We start from the raw sequence: 13,927 nt of genomic DNA on the forward strand, positions 1-13,927 counted from the left end.
CTGCCCTCACCCCTGCCCTCTCCCAGAGGGAGAGGGAGTTCTCTTTGTGGCAGCACGCATGGTCATGATTATTGAAAACGTCAATAAAACCCCAGGCCCCATGACCCTGCACACCGAAGTCCAGCTCGAACGCGACATCTGCACCCACCTTGGCGCGCACGGCTGGCTGTATGCCGAACCCGGCACCGACGGCGATGCCCGCAGCTACGACACCCCGCGCGCGCTGTACCCGCCCGACCTCGTGGCGTGGCTGCAAGCCACCCAGCCCGACGCATGGGACAAGCTGACCCAACTGCACGGCGCCGGTACCGAAGCCGTGGTGCTGGAGCGCCTGCGCAAAGCCCTTGACGACCGGGGCACGCTGGACGTGCTGCGCCACGGCCTGGAGATGATGGGCCTGCGCAAACGTCTCGACCTCGCCCAGTTCAAGCCCGCGCTGGCCATGAACGCCGAGCTGCAGGCCCGCTACGCCGCCAACCGCCTGCGCGTGCTGCGGCAGGTGCGCACCAACCACGACGACATCATCGACCTCGTGCTGCTGCTGAACGGCATTCCGGTGGCCACCGCCGAGATCAAGACCGACTTCACGCAGGACGTGAACCTGGCCATCGACCAGTACCGCTTCGACCGCATTCCGCGCCCCAAGGGCAAGGCCAGCGCCGAACCGCTGCTCGACTTCCGCGCGGCGCGCTGGTGCACTTCGCCATCAGCAACCGGCTGGTGCACATGGCCACGCGGCTGCTGGGGCCCGCCACGCAGTTCCTGCCCTTCAACCTGGGTGACGCCGGCGGCGCCGGCAACCCGCCCCATGCCGCCGGCCACCGCACCCACTACCTGTGGGAGCAGGTGTGGCAGCGCGATTCGTGGCTCGACATCCTGGGCCGCTACCTGATCGCGCGGCGCGACAGCAAGAAGAAGATCACGGCGGTGCTGTTCCCGCGCTACCACCAGCTCGACGCCACCCGCAAGCTGGTGCAGGCCGTGCTGGCCGACGGGCCGGGGCAGAAGTACCTGATCCAGCACAGCGCCGGCTCGGGCAAGACCAACTCGATTGCGTGGACGGCGCACTTCCTGTCGGACCTGCACGACGCACAGAACCACAAGGTGTTCTCCACCGTGCTGGTCATCAGCGACCGCAACGTGCTCGATGCCCAGTTGCAGGAAGCCATCTACGACTTCCAGCGCACCACGGGCGTGGTCGCCACCATCACCGGCGCCGACGCCAGCAAGAGCCAGCAACTGGCCCAGGCCCTGTCGGGTGACAAGAAGATCGTCGTCTGCACCATCCAGACCTTCCCCTTCGCGCTGGAGGCGGTGCGCGAGCTGGCCGCCACCCAAGGCAAGCGCTTTGCCGTCATCGCCGACGAGGCGCATTCCAGCCAGACGGGCGAATCCGCCGCCAAGCTCAAGGCCGTGTTGACGACCGAGGAACAGCAGGCGCTGGCCGACGGCGGCGAAATCAGCAACGAGGACATCCTGGCCGCCCACATGCAGGCTCGCGCCGGGCAGGATGCCGCCATCAGCACTATCGCCTTCACCGCCACACCCAAGGCCAAGACGCTGGAGCTGTTCGGCCGCCGGCCCGACGCCAGCCAGCCGGCCAGCGAGACCAACCTGCCGCAGGCCTTCCACATCTACAGCATGCGGCAGGCCATCGAGGAGGGTTTCATCCTTGACGTGCTGCAGAACTACACCCCGTACAAGCTGGCCTTCCGCCTGACGCATGAGGGCAAGGACTGGACCGACGCCGAGGTGGACAAGGGCGAAGCCGTGAAGGGGCTGATGCGCTGGGTGCGCCTGCACCCGTACAATATCGCGCAGAAGGTCGCCATCGTGGTCGAGCACTTCGCGGACAACGTCCAACCTCTGCTGAACGGCCACGCCAAGGCCATGGTGGTGACCGCCAGCCGGCAGGAAGTGGTGCGCTGGAAACGCGCCATGGACAAGTACATCGCCGAGCAGGGCTACCCCATCGGCACGCTGGTGGCCTTCTCGGGCGAGGTGCCCGACGCGGACAACGGCAACGAACCCGTGACCGAGAAATCGCCCAGCCTGAACCCCGGCCTGAAAGGCAAGGACATCCGCGAAGCCTTCGCCACGCCCGAGCACCAAATCCTGCTGGTGGCCAACAAGTTCCAGACCGGCTTCGACCAACCGCTGCTGTGCGGCATGTATGTCGACAAGAAGCTGGGCGGCATTCAGGCGGTGCAGACGCTGAGCCGGCTCAACCGCGCCTACAACGGCCCGCATGGACTCAAGGGCACCACCTACGTGGTCGACTTCGTCAACGAGCCGGACGAGGTGCTGGCGGCGTTCCAGGTCTATTACGAGACGGCCGAGCTGTCGGGCGTGACGGACCCGAACCTGATCCTCGACCTGAAGGCCAAGCTGGACGGCAGTGGCCACTACGACGAATTCGAGGTCGACCGGGTGGTGAACGTCGAGCTGGACCCCAAGGCGACGCAGGCGCAGCTCGTCGCCGCCATCGAGCCGGTGGCGGATCGGCTGCTGAAGAAATACAAGGCGGCGAAGCAGACCCAGCAGGCCCACCCGGAATCCAGCCCTGAGCACAAGGACGCCAAGGACGAGCTGGAGGCGCTGGTGCTGTTCAAGCGCGATCTCGGCAGCTATGTGCGCGTGTACGCCTTCCTCGGCCAGCTCTTCGACTACGGCAATACCGCCATCGAGAAGCGCGCCATCTTCTTCAAGCGCCTGCTGCCGCTGCTGGACTTCGGGCGCGAGCGGGACGGCATCGACCTGAGCAAGGTGGTGTTGACGCACCACAAGCTGAAGGAGCAAGGCCAGCGCAGCCTGACCTTGAACGAGACCGATGGGGAATACAAGCTCAAGCCGATGACGGAGCCGGGCAGTGGCCAACTGCAGGACAAGGAAAAGCTGCTGCTGTCGGAAATCCTCGACCGCGTGAACGACCTGTTCGAGGGCGAGCTGACGGATGACGACAAGCTGGTGTACGTGAACAACGTCATCAAGGGCAAGCTGATGGAGTCCGAGGTGCTGGCCGAGCAGGCGCGCAACAACACCAAGGCGCAGTTCGCGGCGTCACCGAACTTCGATGCCGAACTGATGGACGCCATCATCGCGGCGTTCGAGGCGCATCAGGTGATGAGCCGGCAGGCGCTGGATTCGGAGAAGGTGCGGGCCGGCATCAAGAGCATCCTGCTGGGACCGGCCGGGTTGTACGAGGGGTTGAGGGCGGGCTGAAAGAGGATGGCCCGTGTGTGGGCACCTCGCTGTCTGCGGCCGAGCTACCGGGCGCGCCTATCGGATGGAAAGCGGGTTTGCAGCGGCAGGATCTGGTCGCTCGTTCGAAGAACAGTCTTTCGGGGTTCCGCCCAACGGCTGAACGCGACGCCCTCAACGATCCAAACAAAAAAGCGGCCTTCGGGCCGCTTTTTGCTTGGCGCCCTCACGTCATTCCAATTCCAGATCAAAGCTGCAATAGCTCGTCATTCCGGCGCAAAGCCTGCCCCGTACCGCGATACGGGGCCGGAATCCAGACGGCGTGTGCGAAGAAACATGGATTCCGGCCTTCGCCGGGATGACGGTGATTGACGCATTGAATCGGCAATGGAATCACTTCAGCAGTTCGGCCCGGCGGCGCTGGTACTCGCGCTCCGACAGCCTGCCCTGGCGCCGCTGCTGCTGCAGCTCGCGCAGGCGTTGTGCGGTGTTGCCGGTGGCCGGGGTGCCGCGGCCGGTGCGGGGCTTGGCGGGGCCGTGGTCGCAGCGGGGCGGACCTGCCGGCGGCGCCCGCTGGCGCGATGCTGGCTGCGGCGGCTGACGGCGTGAGCAGGCCCGACTTCTGCACGCCCGCCCGGCCGGTGCCTTCGTCCACCAGATGGAGTTCGGTACGGCCGCGCACGATGCCCACCTTGAACTCCTGCCAGACATAGGTCGCCCGGCCCGCCTGTACCGTGACGGTCAGGCTGGCAGTGTTGTCGCCCCGCGATTCGATGGTGTACTGGCCGGGGTTCAGGTCGAGGCGGAAGAAAGACTGGCCACTGGTGTCGCCCACGCTGACGCCGTTGACCACCACCTCGAGCCCCAGCGCCGCACCCAGCAGTTCGCTGCGGTAGATGTAGAGCGCACCCTTGCCCGGGCGCGTGGTGAAGGCCTTGGCCTGGGCGTCCTCGGCCTCCGAAGCCTTGTGCACGAAGGCGCAACCGCTCAGCCACAGCGCCGCGCCCGGCACGGCCCATACGAGAAGTCTGCGTCGCATTTCAATCCCTCCTGTCGAGCGGGCATTGTGCGGGGCGTTCACGCGCAGGGGTGTTGCAAGAAGTACGGGCCACAGTACGCAGCACAGGGCCGAACAGTGCCCGGCTGCGGCTGCGCCATCAGGGGCCGCGCACCAAGCGCTGCAGGCCGGGCAGCGCAGCCAGCGCGTTGCCGGTAGTCGTCGCGGCCCAGGCTGCTGGCGGCACGCCACGCAGTTGCGCGACTTCGGCCCCGATGCGCGGCAGCTCGCCCGGCTCGTTGCGGCCCTGACCGTGGCCGGCGGCGCGCTGCTCGGCGGTGGCGTAGAGCCAGTGGGGCGGAATGTCGGGGGCGTCGGTTTCCATCACGATGGCATCGGCCGGCAGTTCGGCCGCCAGCGCGCGCAGGCGCGTGGCGCGCTCGTAGGTGACGGCGCCGCCGAAGCCCAGCCTGAAGCCCATGTCCAGAAACATATCGGCCTGCTGGCGGCTGCCGTTGAAGGCGTGGGCGATGCCGCCGGGCACGCCGATCTCGCGCAGGCCCTTCAGCACCTGGTCGACCGAGCGCCGCACGTGCAGGATCACGGGCAGGCCGTGGCGGCCCGCCAGCTTGAGCTGTTCGCGGAAGAAATGCTCCTGCCGCTCGCGCAGCGGGTCTTCGGTGAGTTCGGGCACGAAGTAGTCCAGCCCGATCTCGCCCACGGCCACCAGGCGCGGATCATCGGTGTGGGCGGTGAGCGCCTGGTCCAACCGCGCGAGGGCGTCGTGCAGCGCCCATTGCACGTACATCGGGTGGATGCCCAGGGCATAGGCGTCGCCGAAGCGGTGCGCCAGCGTGCGCACCGCCTCGAAGGCCGTCACCTCGACCGCCGGAATCACGCAGAGTGCTACGTTTTCAGAAGCTGCCCGCGCCCGCACGGCGGCCACGTCGGCCGAAAAATTGCCTGCATCCAGGTGGCAGTGGGTGTCAATCCAGAAGGCCATGGCAGCATCATGCCCGAGCCGGGCGTGGGGTGAACACCCTCGCACAAGCGGCGTGAACCGTGCTACCTTCCCAAGCATGTGTCCGGTTGTCAGGTGACCTGCATGCGTCGAACCGCGCTCTACAGTCGTTCCACCCCTCGCCCTGCTGTGCCTACGGAGGTCGATCCGCCAGTGCAAGAGGCCGTGGCCGAGTCGCCCGAGGCCGCCGCAAGGCCAGCGCGGCACCAACGGGCGGGCGCGTTCGCACGTCACCCCGGCACGTTGTGGGCCGCCATTGCGGCGCTCGCCCTGGCGCTGGCCCTGCCCGACACGCCCTGGCGCGCGCCGGCGCAGCGCAAGCTGACGCAGGACGATATCAACGCCGCCGTGATGCACACGCTGACCCAGAAAACCCTGCCCTCGCAGGCCGCGCGCGCCGCCGCCGTGGGCCCCTCTCTGGTGCGGGTGGAGGGCGACATTCCCGGTCGGAAAGGCCGCAAGGGCCCAGCCGAGATGGGCCGTGGCGTGGGCTCGGGCGTGGTGATCATCGACAACGGCACCATCCTGACCAACTTGCATGTGGTGCAGGAAGCCGAGTCCATCACCGTGACCTTTGCCGACGGCACCGAGTCGCCCGCCGCCATCGTCAACGTGCAGCCCGAGAACGACCTGGCCGTGCTGCGCGCGCAGAAGATCCCTGACGACCTGCAGGCCGCCACCATGCGCTCCACCGCCGACCTGCTGCCGGGCGACGAGGTGGTGGCCATCGGCTTTCCGTTCGGCATCGGGCCCTCGGTGTCGGCGGGCGTGGTGTCGGGGCTCAAGCGCGGCTTCAAGTCGCCCGAGGGCGGGCAGGTGATGAGCAACCTGATCCAGTTCGACGCCGCCGCCAACCCCGGCAACTCGGGCGGGCCGCTGGTGACGATGGACGGCCAGGTGGTGGGCATCGTCACCGCCATCCTCAACCCCACGCCGGCGCGCACCTTTCTGGGCATCGGCTTCGCGGTGCCCATTGAAAACGCTGCCACCGCCGCCGGCCAACCGCCGTTCTAAGAGATGCACCCCCTGAGTCGCTGACGCGCCTTCCCCCTCTGCTGTGCGAGGGGGACAACGCCAGTCGCCGGCGCAGGTCCGTCGATGGCGTTCGCTGGCATGGCCTGCTCCGCGGCCATCTGATTTTCTGGAGTATCAACTGCATGATGACGACCGAACAATCCTTCCGGCAAGACCCCGCCACCGCCGAGCTGATGGAGCAGATCCTCTACGAGGTCAAGCGCATCGTGGTCGGACAGGACCGCTTTCTGGAGCGCGTGATGGTCGCCCTGCTGTCCGGCGGCCACCTGCTGATCGAGGGCGTGCCGGGGCTGGCCAAGACCCTGACGGTGAAGACGCTGGCCAGCGTGCTGCAGGGCCAGTTCAAGCGCATTCAGTTCACGCCCGACCTGGTGCCGGCCGATCTGATCGGCACGCGCATCTACAACCAGAAGACGGGCGACTTCAGCACCGCGCTGGGCCCCGTGTTCACCCACCTGCTGCTGGCCGACGAGATCAACCGCGCGCCGGCCAAGGTGCAAAGCGCACTGCTGGAGGTGATGCAGGAGCGCCAGGTCACCATTGCCGGGCAGACGCACTTCGTGCCCGAGCCCTTCCTGGTGATGGCCACGCAGAACCCCATCGAGACCGAGGGCACCTACCCGCTGCCCGAGGCGCAGGTCGACCGCTTCATGATGAAGGTGCTGGTGGACTACCCCACCGACGAGGAAGAGTTCGTCATTGCCCAGCGCGTGACCGGCCCGCGCATCGACGTGAACCCCGTCGCCAGCATGGAGCAACTGGCCGCGCTGCAACGCCAGTGCCGGCAGGTGTATGTCGATCCGTCGCTGGTGCAGTACGCCGTCAAGCTGGTGTCGGCCACGCGCACACCGGGCGAGATCGGGCTGAAGGACCTGGTGCCCATGCTCACCTTCGGCGCCAGCCCGCGCGCCACCATCGGCCTGATCGAAGGCGCCAAGGCGCTGGCCATGATGCGCGGCCGCACCTACGCCCTGCCCGAGGACATGAGCGACCTGGTGCCCGACGTGCTGCGCCACCGCCTGGTGCTGTCGTACGAGGCACTGTCCGAAGGGCTGTCGGCCGACCAGATCGTGCTGCGCATCATGGCCAAGGCGCCGCCGCCGCCCAAGCCGCTGGCGCATGAGAAGCAGGCCGCATGAGCATGCACGCCCACGCCTCCGTTGTAGGAGCAGCCTTGGCCGCGATGCAGCGCCCTGCCCTGCACCGCGGCCCCATCGCGGGCAAGCCCGCTCCCACAAAAACCATAGCTGCCTGCGCTGATGGGATGGGCGCTGCAGCCCGAAAACACCCTGAACCTGTGGGAGCGGCCTTGGCCGCGATGGGCACATCGCTTGGCGCTGCCGGTCATCGCGGCCAAGCCGGCTGCCACACCGTCACGCCATGATCCGCTGGCTGCGCCGCGACAAAGCCCCGCTGCCGCACGCGGTGCCCAATCCAGCCCGCGCCGCGGCAGCCGATGCATCGCCGCCCAGCGCCGAGCACGTGCTGCGCCGGCTCGAATGGTCGGTGCTCAAACGGCTCAACGGCGTGCTGCTGGGCGACTACCGCACGCTGATGCGCGGCAGCGGGCTTGATCTGGCCGACCTGCGCGAATACCAGATGCACGACGACGTGCGCCACATCGACTGGAACGTGACGGCGCGCATGCAGACGCCGCACGTGCGCGTGTTCACCGAAGACCGCGAGATGGCGGCGTGGTTCCTGCTCGACCTGAGTCCGTCGGTCGACTTCGGCTCCGGCATGCTGCGCAAACGCCAGGTGTCGGCCGAGTTCGTCGCCGTGCTGGCCCGGCTGCTGACGCGGCACGGCAACCGCGTGGGCGCGCTGCTGTACGGCGCGGGGGTCGAGAAGATGATCCCGGCCCGCGCCAGCCGCGCGCATGTGCTGCACCTGCTGCACGCCATGCAGCAGGTGCAGCCTTCAGTCACTACAAATAAGAGAGCTGGTCGCGCAGAACAGACAAGCGCTGGCGGCACAAAACTCTCTGAACTGCTGCTGGCCGCCGCCAACGCCATCCACCGCCGCTCGACCATCTTCGTGGTGTCGGACTTCATCAGCGAGCCGGGCTGGGAGAAGCCGCTGGGCCAGCTGGCGTTGCGCCACGAGGTGGTGGCCGTGCGCCTGACCGACCCGCTGGAGCTGGCCCTGCCCGACCTGGGCCTGCTGACCCTGCGCGACGCCGAAACCGGCGAGCAATTGCTGGTCGACACGCACAACCCGACCTTCCGCAAGCGCTTCGCCGCCATCGCCGCCCAGCGCGAGGCCGACTTGCGTCAATCGCTGGCGCGCGCCGGCGTGGACACGCTGGAGCTGTCGACCGACGACGACATGGCGCAAGCCATCGTGCGCTTCACCGAGTTGCGTCGGCAACGCGCCCGGCTGGCCGCCGGTGGGGGCATGCCGGCGCATCTTCGCAAAACCGCCTGAGCGCGCGACAATGGACCGCAGTTGTACCCTGCCATGAACTTCACCTGGCCTGCCTTCCTGAAATGGCCTGCGGCGCTGCCGCAGCCCGGCTTCCTGTGGCCGCAGTTCCTGTGGCTGCTGCTGCTGTTGCCGCTGCTGGTGCTGCTGTACCTGTGGCTGCAGCGACGCAAGCAGAAGCTGGCGGTGCGCTACGCCAGCCTGGCCATCGTGAAGGAGGCCATGGGCAAGGGCCCCGGCTGGCGCCGGCACCTGCCTCCGCTGCTGCTGCTGGGCGCGCTGGGCGCCATGCTGCTGGCCAGCGCGCGGCCGGTGGCGCTGGTGGCGCTGCCGTCGAACCAGCAGACCATCATCCTGGCCATGGACGTGTCGGGCAGCATGCGCGCCGCCGACGTGGAGCCCAACCGCCTGGTGGCGGCGCAGAACGCGGCCAAGGCCTTCCTGAAAGACCTGCCGCGCGACGTCAAGGTCGGCATCGTGGCGTTTGCCGGCTCGGCCCAGGTGGCGCAGTTGCCCACGCTGAACCGTGAGGACCTCGTCACCGCCATCGACCGCTTTCAGCTGCAGCGCGCCACGGCCACGGGCAACGCCATCGTCATCTCGCTGGCCACGCTGTTCCCCAACGCCGGCATCGAGCTGCAGCAGCTCAGCTTCGACCGCATGCGCGGCATGGGCCGCTCGCTCGACCAGCCGCCGCCCAAGCAGGCCGAGTTCATCCCGGTGCCGCCGGGCTCGTACACCTCGGCCGCCATCATCATGCTGACCGACGGCCAGCGCACCACCGGGGTCGACCCGCTGGACGCCGCCAAGATGGCGGCCGACCGGGGCGTGAAGGTGTACACCGTGGGCGTGGGCACGGTGGACGGCGAGACCATCGGCTTCGAAGGCTGGTCGATGCGCGTGCGGCTGGACGAGGAAACCCTGAAGGACGTCGCCCAGCGCACCGCCGCCGAGTACTACTATGCCGGCACCGCGCAAGACCTGAAGAAGGTGTACGAGAACCTCAGCAGCCGCCTGACGCTGGAGAAGAAGGAAACCGAGATCTCCGCCCTGTTCGCCCTGGCGGGCGCGCTGCTGGCCCTGCTGGCGGCGGGGCTGTCGATGCTGTGGTTCAACCGCATCCTCTGAATTTCAAGCAAAATCGGCCTTCAGGCCAATACTGGCGGGCGCAAGCAGCTATTTTTAGATAGCAAACGAAACCGACACATCGCCCCGCCACCATGTCGAGCATGGGCTCCCCTTCCGATACCGTCATCTTCAAGGCCCAGGGCCTGACCAAGGTCTACGCCATGGGCGACGTCGAGGTGCACGCGCTGCGCGGCGTCGATCTGGAACTGCGCGCGGGCGAATTCGTGGTCATGCTCGGCCCCTCGGGCAGCGGCAAGTCGACGCTGCTCAACATCCTGGGCGGGCTCGACGTGCCCACCGATGGCCAGGTCTGGTACCACGGCGAGGACCTGACCCGCGCCGGCGACGCGCGGCTGACGCGCTTCCGGCGCGAGCACGTGGGCTTCGTGTTCCAGTTCTACAACCTCATCCCCAGCCTGACGGCGCGCGAGAACGTGGCCATCGTCACCGACATAGCGCCCGATCCGCTGCCGCCCGAGGACGCGCTGGCGATGGTCGGCCTGGGCGAGCGGCTGGATCATTTCCCGGCGCAGCTGTCGGGTGGCGAACAGCAGCGCGTGGCCATTGCCCGCGCCATTGCCAAGCGCCCGGTGGTGATGCTGTGCGACGAGCCGACCGGCGCGCTCGATTCGGCCACCGGCGTGCGCGTGCTGGAGGCGCTGGAGCGCGTCAACACCGAGATGGGCACCACCACCGTCATCATCACGCACAACGCCGACATCGCCCGCATGGCGCAGCGCGTGCTGTGGATGCAGGACGGCCGCATCGTGCGCGAGCAGACCAACACCGAACGCGTGGCCGCCAGCGCGCTGACCTGGTGAAACGTCGTGAGCTTGGACCTGCTTTTCTTGAACGCAAAGGACGCGGAGATTTCGCAGAGGGCGCAGAAGAAACCTTCTGCTTTCTCTGCGCAACTTCCGCGTCCTCTGCGTCCGGCGATTCGTGACCCGCTCGAGCCGCCGTCATCCCCATCCATCCAGCGCCCGATTCACTGAAACGAAGCTCCGATGGCCACCACCGATTCCATAACGACCGCGCCCGGACTGACGAGCGCCGAAGCCGCCGAGCGGCTGGCGCGCTTCGGCCCCAACCAGCTGAAAGCCCGGCGCCAGAGCGCGCTGCTGCAGTTCCTGTCGCGCTTTCTCAACCCGCTGGTGCTGATCCTGCTGGCCGCCAGCGCCATCTCGGCCGCCACCGGCGACGTCACCAGCGCCACCGTGGTGGCGGTGATGGTGCTGCTGTCGGTGATCCTCGACTTCGTGCAGGAGCACCGCGCCGGCCAGGCGGCCTAAAAGCTCGCCACGCAGGTGGCGCTGAAGGTGCAGGTGCTGCGCGACGGCCAGCCGCAGCAGCGGCCCGCCGCCGAACTGGTGCCGGGCGACGTGGTGCTGCTGTCGGCGGGCGACCTGATCCCGGCCGACGCGCAGGTGCTCGAGGCCAAGGACTTCTTCGTCAACCAGGCGCTGCTGACCGGCGAGCCTTACCCCGTCGAGCGCCACGCCGGCGCGCCGACAGACGACGCGGCCTGGGATGCGGAAGCCGACAGCGCCATCTTCATGGGCAGCTCGGTGGTCAGCGGCTCGGCCCGCGCGCTGGTGATGCGCACCGCCAAGCGCACCGCCATCGGCCAGATCGCCACCAGCCTGGAAAGCCGCCGCCGCCCACCGCCTTCGAGATCGGCACGCGCCGCTTCGGCCTGCTGATCATGCGGCTCACGTTGCTGCTGGTGCTGTTCACGCTGCTGGTCAACGTGGCGTTTCACCGGCCACTGCTCGAATCCTTTCTGTTCGCCGTCGCGCTGGCGGTGGGGCTGACGCCCGAGCTGCTGCCGATGGTGGTCTCGGTCACGCTGGCGCGCGGCGCCATGCGCATGGCGGCGCAGAAGGTGATCGTCAAGCGGCTGACCGCGATCCAGGACATGGGCGCCATGGACGTGCTGTGCACCGACAAGACCGGCACGCTGACCGAGGCCAAGATCCGGCTGGAAAAGCACGTCGATCCGCAGGGCAACGAGAGCGACCGCGTGCTGGAGCTGGCGTATCTGAACAGCTTCTTCGAGAGCGGCCTGAAGAGCCCGATGGACGACGCCATCCTCGCGCACCAGCACATCGACGTGAGCGGCTGGACCAAGATCGACGAAGTGCCGTTCGACTTCGAGCGGCGCCGCGTGTCGGTGCTGGTGGAACGTGGCGCTGACCGCCTGCTGATCGTCAAGGGTGCGCCGGAAGACGTGCTGCGCCTGTGCACGCACTATGAATGCGATAGCTGCCTGCGCCCGCCAGACGGGCGCCAGCAGCCAAAACCTTCGATACCGAAGCGCAGGCGCAGGTGCGGGCGCTGTTCGACCGGCTGGGCGCCGACGGCTTTCGCGTGCTCGCGGTGGCCACCAAGCGCGAGCCCGAGACGCTGGTCGATGCCGTGGTCGACGACGAGAGCGAGCTGGTGCTCGCCGGCTTCGCCGCCTTCCTCGACCCGCCCAAGGCCAGCGCCAAACCCGCCCTTCAGGCGCTGGCCGCCAGCGGCGTGGCGGTGAAGATCATCACCGGCGACAACGAGCAGGTTGCGCGCCACGTGTTCGGCGAGCTGGGCATTCCCGTCACCGGCGTGCTGACCGGCGCCGAGATCGGTGCCATGAACGACGACGCGCTGCGCGCCCGCGTGGAAGACGTGAACCTGTTCGCACGCGCCAACCCGCAGCAGAAGAACCGCGTGCTGCTGGCCCTGAAGGCACGCGGCCACGTGGTCGGCTACATGGGCGACGGCATCAACGACGCGCCCTCGCTGCACACCGCCGACGTCGGCATCTCGGTGGACAGCGCGGTCGATGTCGCCAAGCAGGCCGCCGCCATGATCCTGCTCGAGAACGACCTCAACGTGCTCTACGCCGGCATCCGCGAGGGCCGGCGCACCTTCGGCAACGTGATGAAGTACATCATGATGGCCACCAGTTCCAACTTCGGCAACATGTTCAGCATGGCGGCGGCCACGCTGTTCTTGCCCTTCCTGCCGATGCTGCCGCTGCAGATCCTGCTCAACAACTTCCTCTACGACCTGTCGGAGCTGCCGATCCCGCTCGACAATGTGGACGAGCAGGACCTGGCCCGGCCGCGCCGCTGGGACATGGCGTTCATCCGCGACTTCATGGTCTGCATCGGGCCGATCAGTTCGATCTTCGACTTCCTGACCTTCTGGCTGCTGCTGAAGGTGCTTCATGCGGACGAGACGCTGTTTCACACCGGCTGGTTCGTCGAATCGCTGGCCACGCAGGTGCTGGTGATCTTCGTCATCCGCACGCGCGGCAGCCCGTTCGCCAGCCGCCCGCACCCGGCCCTGCTGCTGACCTCGCTGGGCATCGTGGGCGTGGCCATGGTCCTGCCCTTCACGCCGCTGGCGGGCATGCTGGGCTTCACGCCGCTGCCGCCCGAGTTCTTCGGCCTGCTGGCGGGGCTGATGATCGTCTACCTGGTGCTGGTCGAGATCGTCAAGCGCTGGTTCTACCGCCGCCTGGCGCAGCGCCAAGGCGCGCCTGCCTGACATGGACCTGGCCGCCCTGATCGGCACCTACGGCTACTGGGCCGTCGCGCTGGGCTGCCTGCTGGAAGGCGAGACGGTGCTGCTGCTGGCCGGCTTCGCGGCGCACCGCGGCTACCTGCAGTGGCCGGTGGTGGTGGCCGTGGCGGCGGCGGCAGGTTTCGCGGGCGACATGGCCTTCTTTCTGCTGGGGCGGCGCTTCGCGCCGCAGATCCTCGCGCGCTGGCCGCAGGTCGCGGCACAGCGCCAGCGGCTGGATGGCTGGCTGCAACGCTACGGCGCCTGGGTGGTGGTCTCGGTGCGCTTTCTGTACGGCTTCCGCATCGCCGGGCCGGTGCTGATCGGCGCCAGCGGCATGGCCTGGACGCGCTTTGCCGCGTTCAACGCCCTGGGCGCCGTGCTGTGGGCCGTGCTGCTCACCGGCCTCGGCTGGTTCTTCGGCCAGGCGGCGCAGGCGCTGCTGGGCAAGGCGCAGCACTACGAGGGCTGGCTGGCACTGGGCGTGATCGTGGTGGCGCTGGGCTACGCGCTGTGGTCGCGCCGGCGCGCGCGGCGCGGTGCCGGGCCTGGGCAGGGTCGTTAGGGCAGGA

At 68.1% G+C, this 13,927-nt stretch carries 11 protein-coding genes and 2 pseudogenes; 11 read left to right on the forward strand and 2 right to left on the reverse strand.

Going from position 1 to position 13,927, the window contains the following annotated elements; all coding sequences use genetic code 11:
• Nucleotides 1-100: 100 nt before the first annotated feature.
• Nucleotides 101-3,222: pseudogene (locus H0I39_RS01550) on the forward strand (type I restriction endonuclease subunit R).
• 226 nt (nucleotides 3,223-3,448) lie between these two features.
• On the opposite strand, the gene H0I39_RS01555 reads toward H0I39_RS01550, so the two are convergent.
• Together H0I39_RS01555 and H0I39_RS01560 are read right to left on the reverse strand one after the other, a co-directional pair.
• Nucleotides 3,449-4,240 carry a DUF2846 domain-containing protein gene (locus H0I39_RS01555; protein WP_180549330.1) on the reverse strand — a complete coding sequence of 264 codons (792 nt, stop codon included), beginning with the start codon at nucleotides 4,238-4,240 and terminating at the stop codon, nucleotides 3,449-3,451.
• Nucleotides 4,241-4,358: 118 nt separating this feature from the next.
• Nucleotides 4,359-5,201 carry a TatD family hydrolase gene (locus H0I39_RS01560; protein ID WP_180549331.1) on the reverse strand — a complete coding sequence of 281 codons (843 nt, stop codon included), beginning with the start codon at nucleotides 5,199-5,201 and terminating at the stop codon, nucleotides 4,359-4,361.
• Between the two features lie 102 nt (nucleotides 5,202-5,303).
• Between H0I39_RS01560 and H0I39_RS01565 the strand changes: the two genes are divergently transcribed.
• The 10 genes and pseudogenes from H0I39_RS01565 (at nucleotide 5,304) to H0I39_RS01595 (ending at nucleotide 13,920) form a co-directional block, all read left to right on the forward strand.
• Entirely contained in the window at nucleotides 5,304-6,233 is a 930-nt protein-coding gene (locus H0I39_RS01565; protein WP_180549332.1) for a S1C family serine protease, read from the forward strand.
• Between the two features lie 146 nt (nucleotides 6,234-6,379).
• A complete protein-coding gene (locus H0I39_RS01570; protein ID WP_180551644.1) occupies nucleotides 6,380-7,393 on the forward strand; it encodes an AAA family ATPase in 1,014 nt (337 codons plus the stop codon).
• A 241-nt stretch (nucleotides 7,394-7,634) separates the two neighbouring features.
• Nucleotides 7,635-8,681: a DUF58 domain-containing protein gene (locus tag H0I39_RS01575; protein WP_180549333.1), complete on the forward strand. Its 1,047-nt coding sequence runs from the start codon at nucleotides 7,635-7,637 to the stop codon at nucleotides 8,679-8,681.
• Between the two features lie 33 nt (nucleotides 8,682-8,714).
• The gene (locus H0I39_RS01580) at nucleotides 8,715-9,806 is read left to right on the forward strand and encodes a VWA domain-containing protein (RefSeq protein WP_180549334.1); all 1,092 of its coding nucleotides are present in this window, start codon (nucleotides 8,715-8,717) and stop codon (nucleotides 9,804-9,806) included.
• Nucleotides 9,807-9,898: 92 nt separating this feature from the next.
• Nucleotides 9,899-10,627 (forward strand): ABC transporter ATP-binding protein, encoded by a 729-nt coding sequence (locus H0I39_RS01585; RefSeq protein WP_257645550.1) that lies wholly within the window; start codon nucleotides 9,899-9,901, stop codon nucleotides 10,625-10,627.
• 186 nt (nucleotides 10,628-10,813) lie between these two features.
• The gene (locus H0I39_RS21295; RefSeq protein WP_257645551.1) at nucleotides 10,814-11,098 is read left to right on the forward strand and encodes a cation-transporting P-type ATPase; all 285 of its coding nucleotides are present in this window, start codon (nucleotides 10,814-10,816) and stop codon (nucleotides 11,096-11,098) included.
• Nucleotides 11,099-11,113: 15 nt separating this feature from the next.
• Nucleotides 11,114-11,509, forward strand: coding sequence for a P-type ATPase actuator domain-containing protein (locus H0I39_RS24675; protein ID WP_465264382.1), 396 nt, complete (start codon nucleotides 11,114-11,116; stop codon nucleotides 11,507-11,509).
• A 2-nt stretch (nucleotides 11,510-11,511) separates the two neighbouring features.
• Nucleotides 11,512-12,006 (forward strand): annotated as a pseudogene (locus tag H0I39_RS24680) (HAD-IC family P-type ATPase); the annotation flags it as partial.
• A gap of 128 nt (nucleotides 12,007-12,134) precedes the next feature.
• The gene (locus H0I39_RS21305; protein ID WP_308645732.1) at nucleotides 12,135-13,340 is read left to right on the forward strand and encodes an HAD-IC family P-type ATPase; all 1,206 of its coding nucleotides are present in this window, start codon (nucleotides 12,135-12,137) and stop codon (nucleotides 13,338-13,340) included.
• A 1-nt stretch (nucleotide 13,341) separates the two neighbouring features.
• Nucleotides 13,342-13,920 (forward strand): DedA family protein, encoded by a 579-nt coding sequence (locus H0I39_RS01595; protein ID WP_180549336.1) that lies wholly within the window; start codon nucleotides 13,342-13,344, stop codon nucleotides 13,918-13,920.
• Nucleotides 13,921-13,927: the final 7 nt, after the last annotated feature.

It is taken from the genome of Ottowia beijingensis (genome assembly GCF_013423955.1).
Classification (GTDB): Bacteria; Pseudomonadota; Gammaproteobacteria; order Burkholderiales; family Burkholderiaceae_C; genus Ottowia; species Ottowia beijingensis.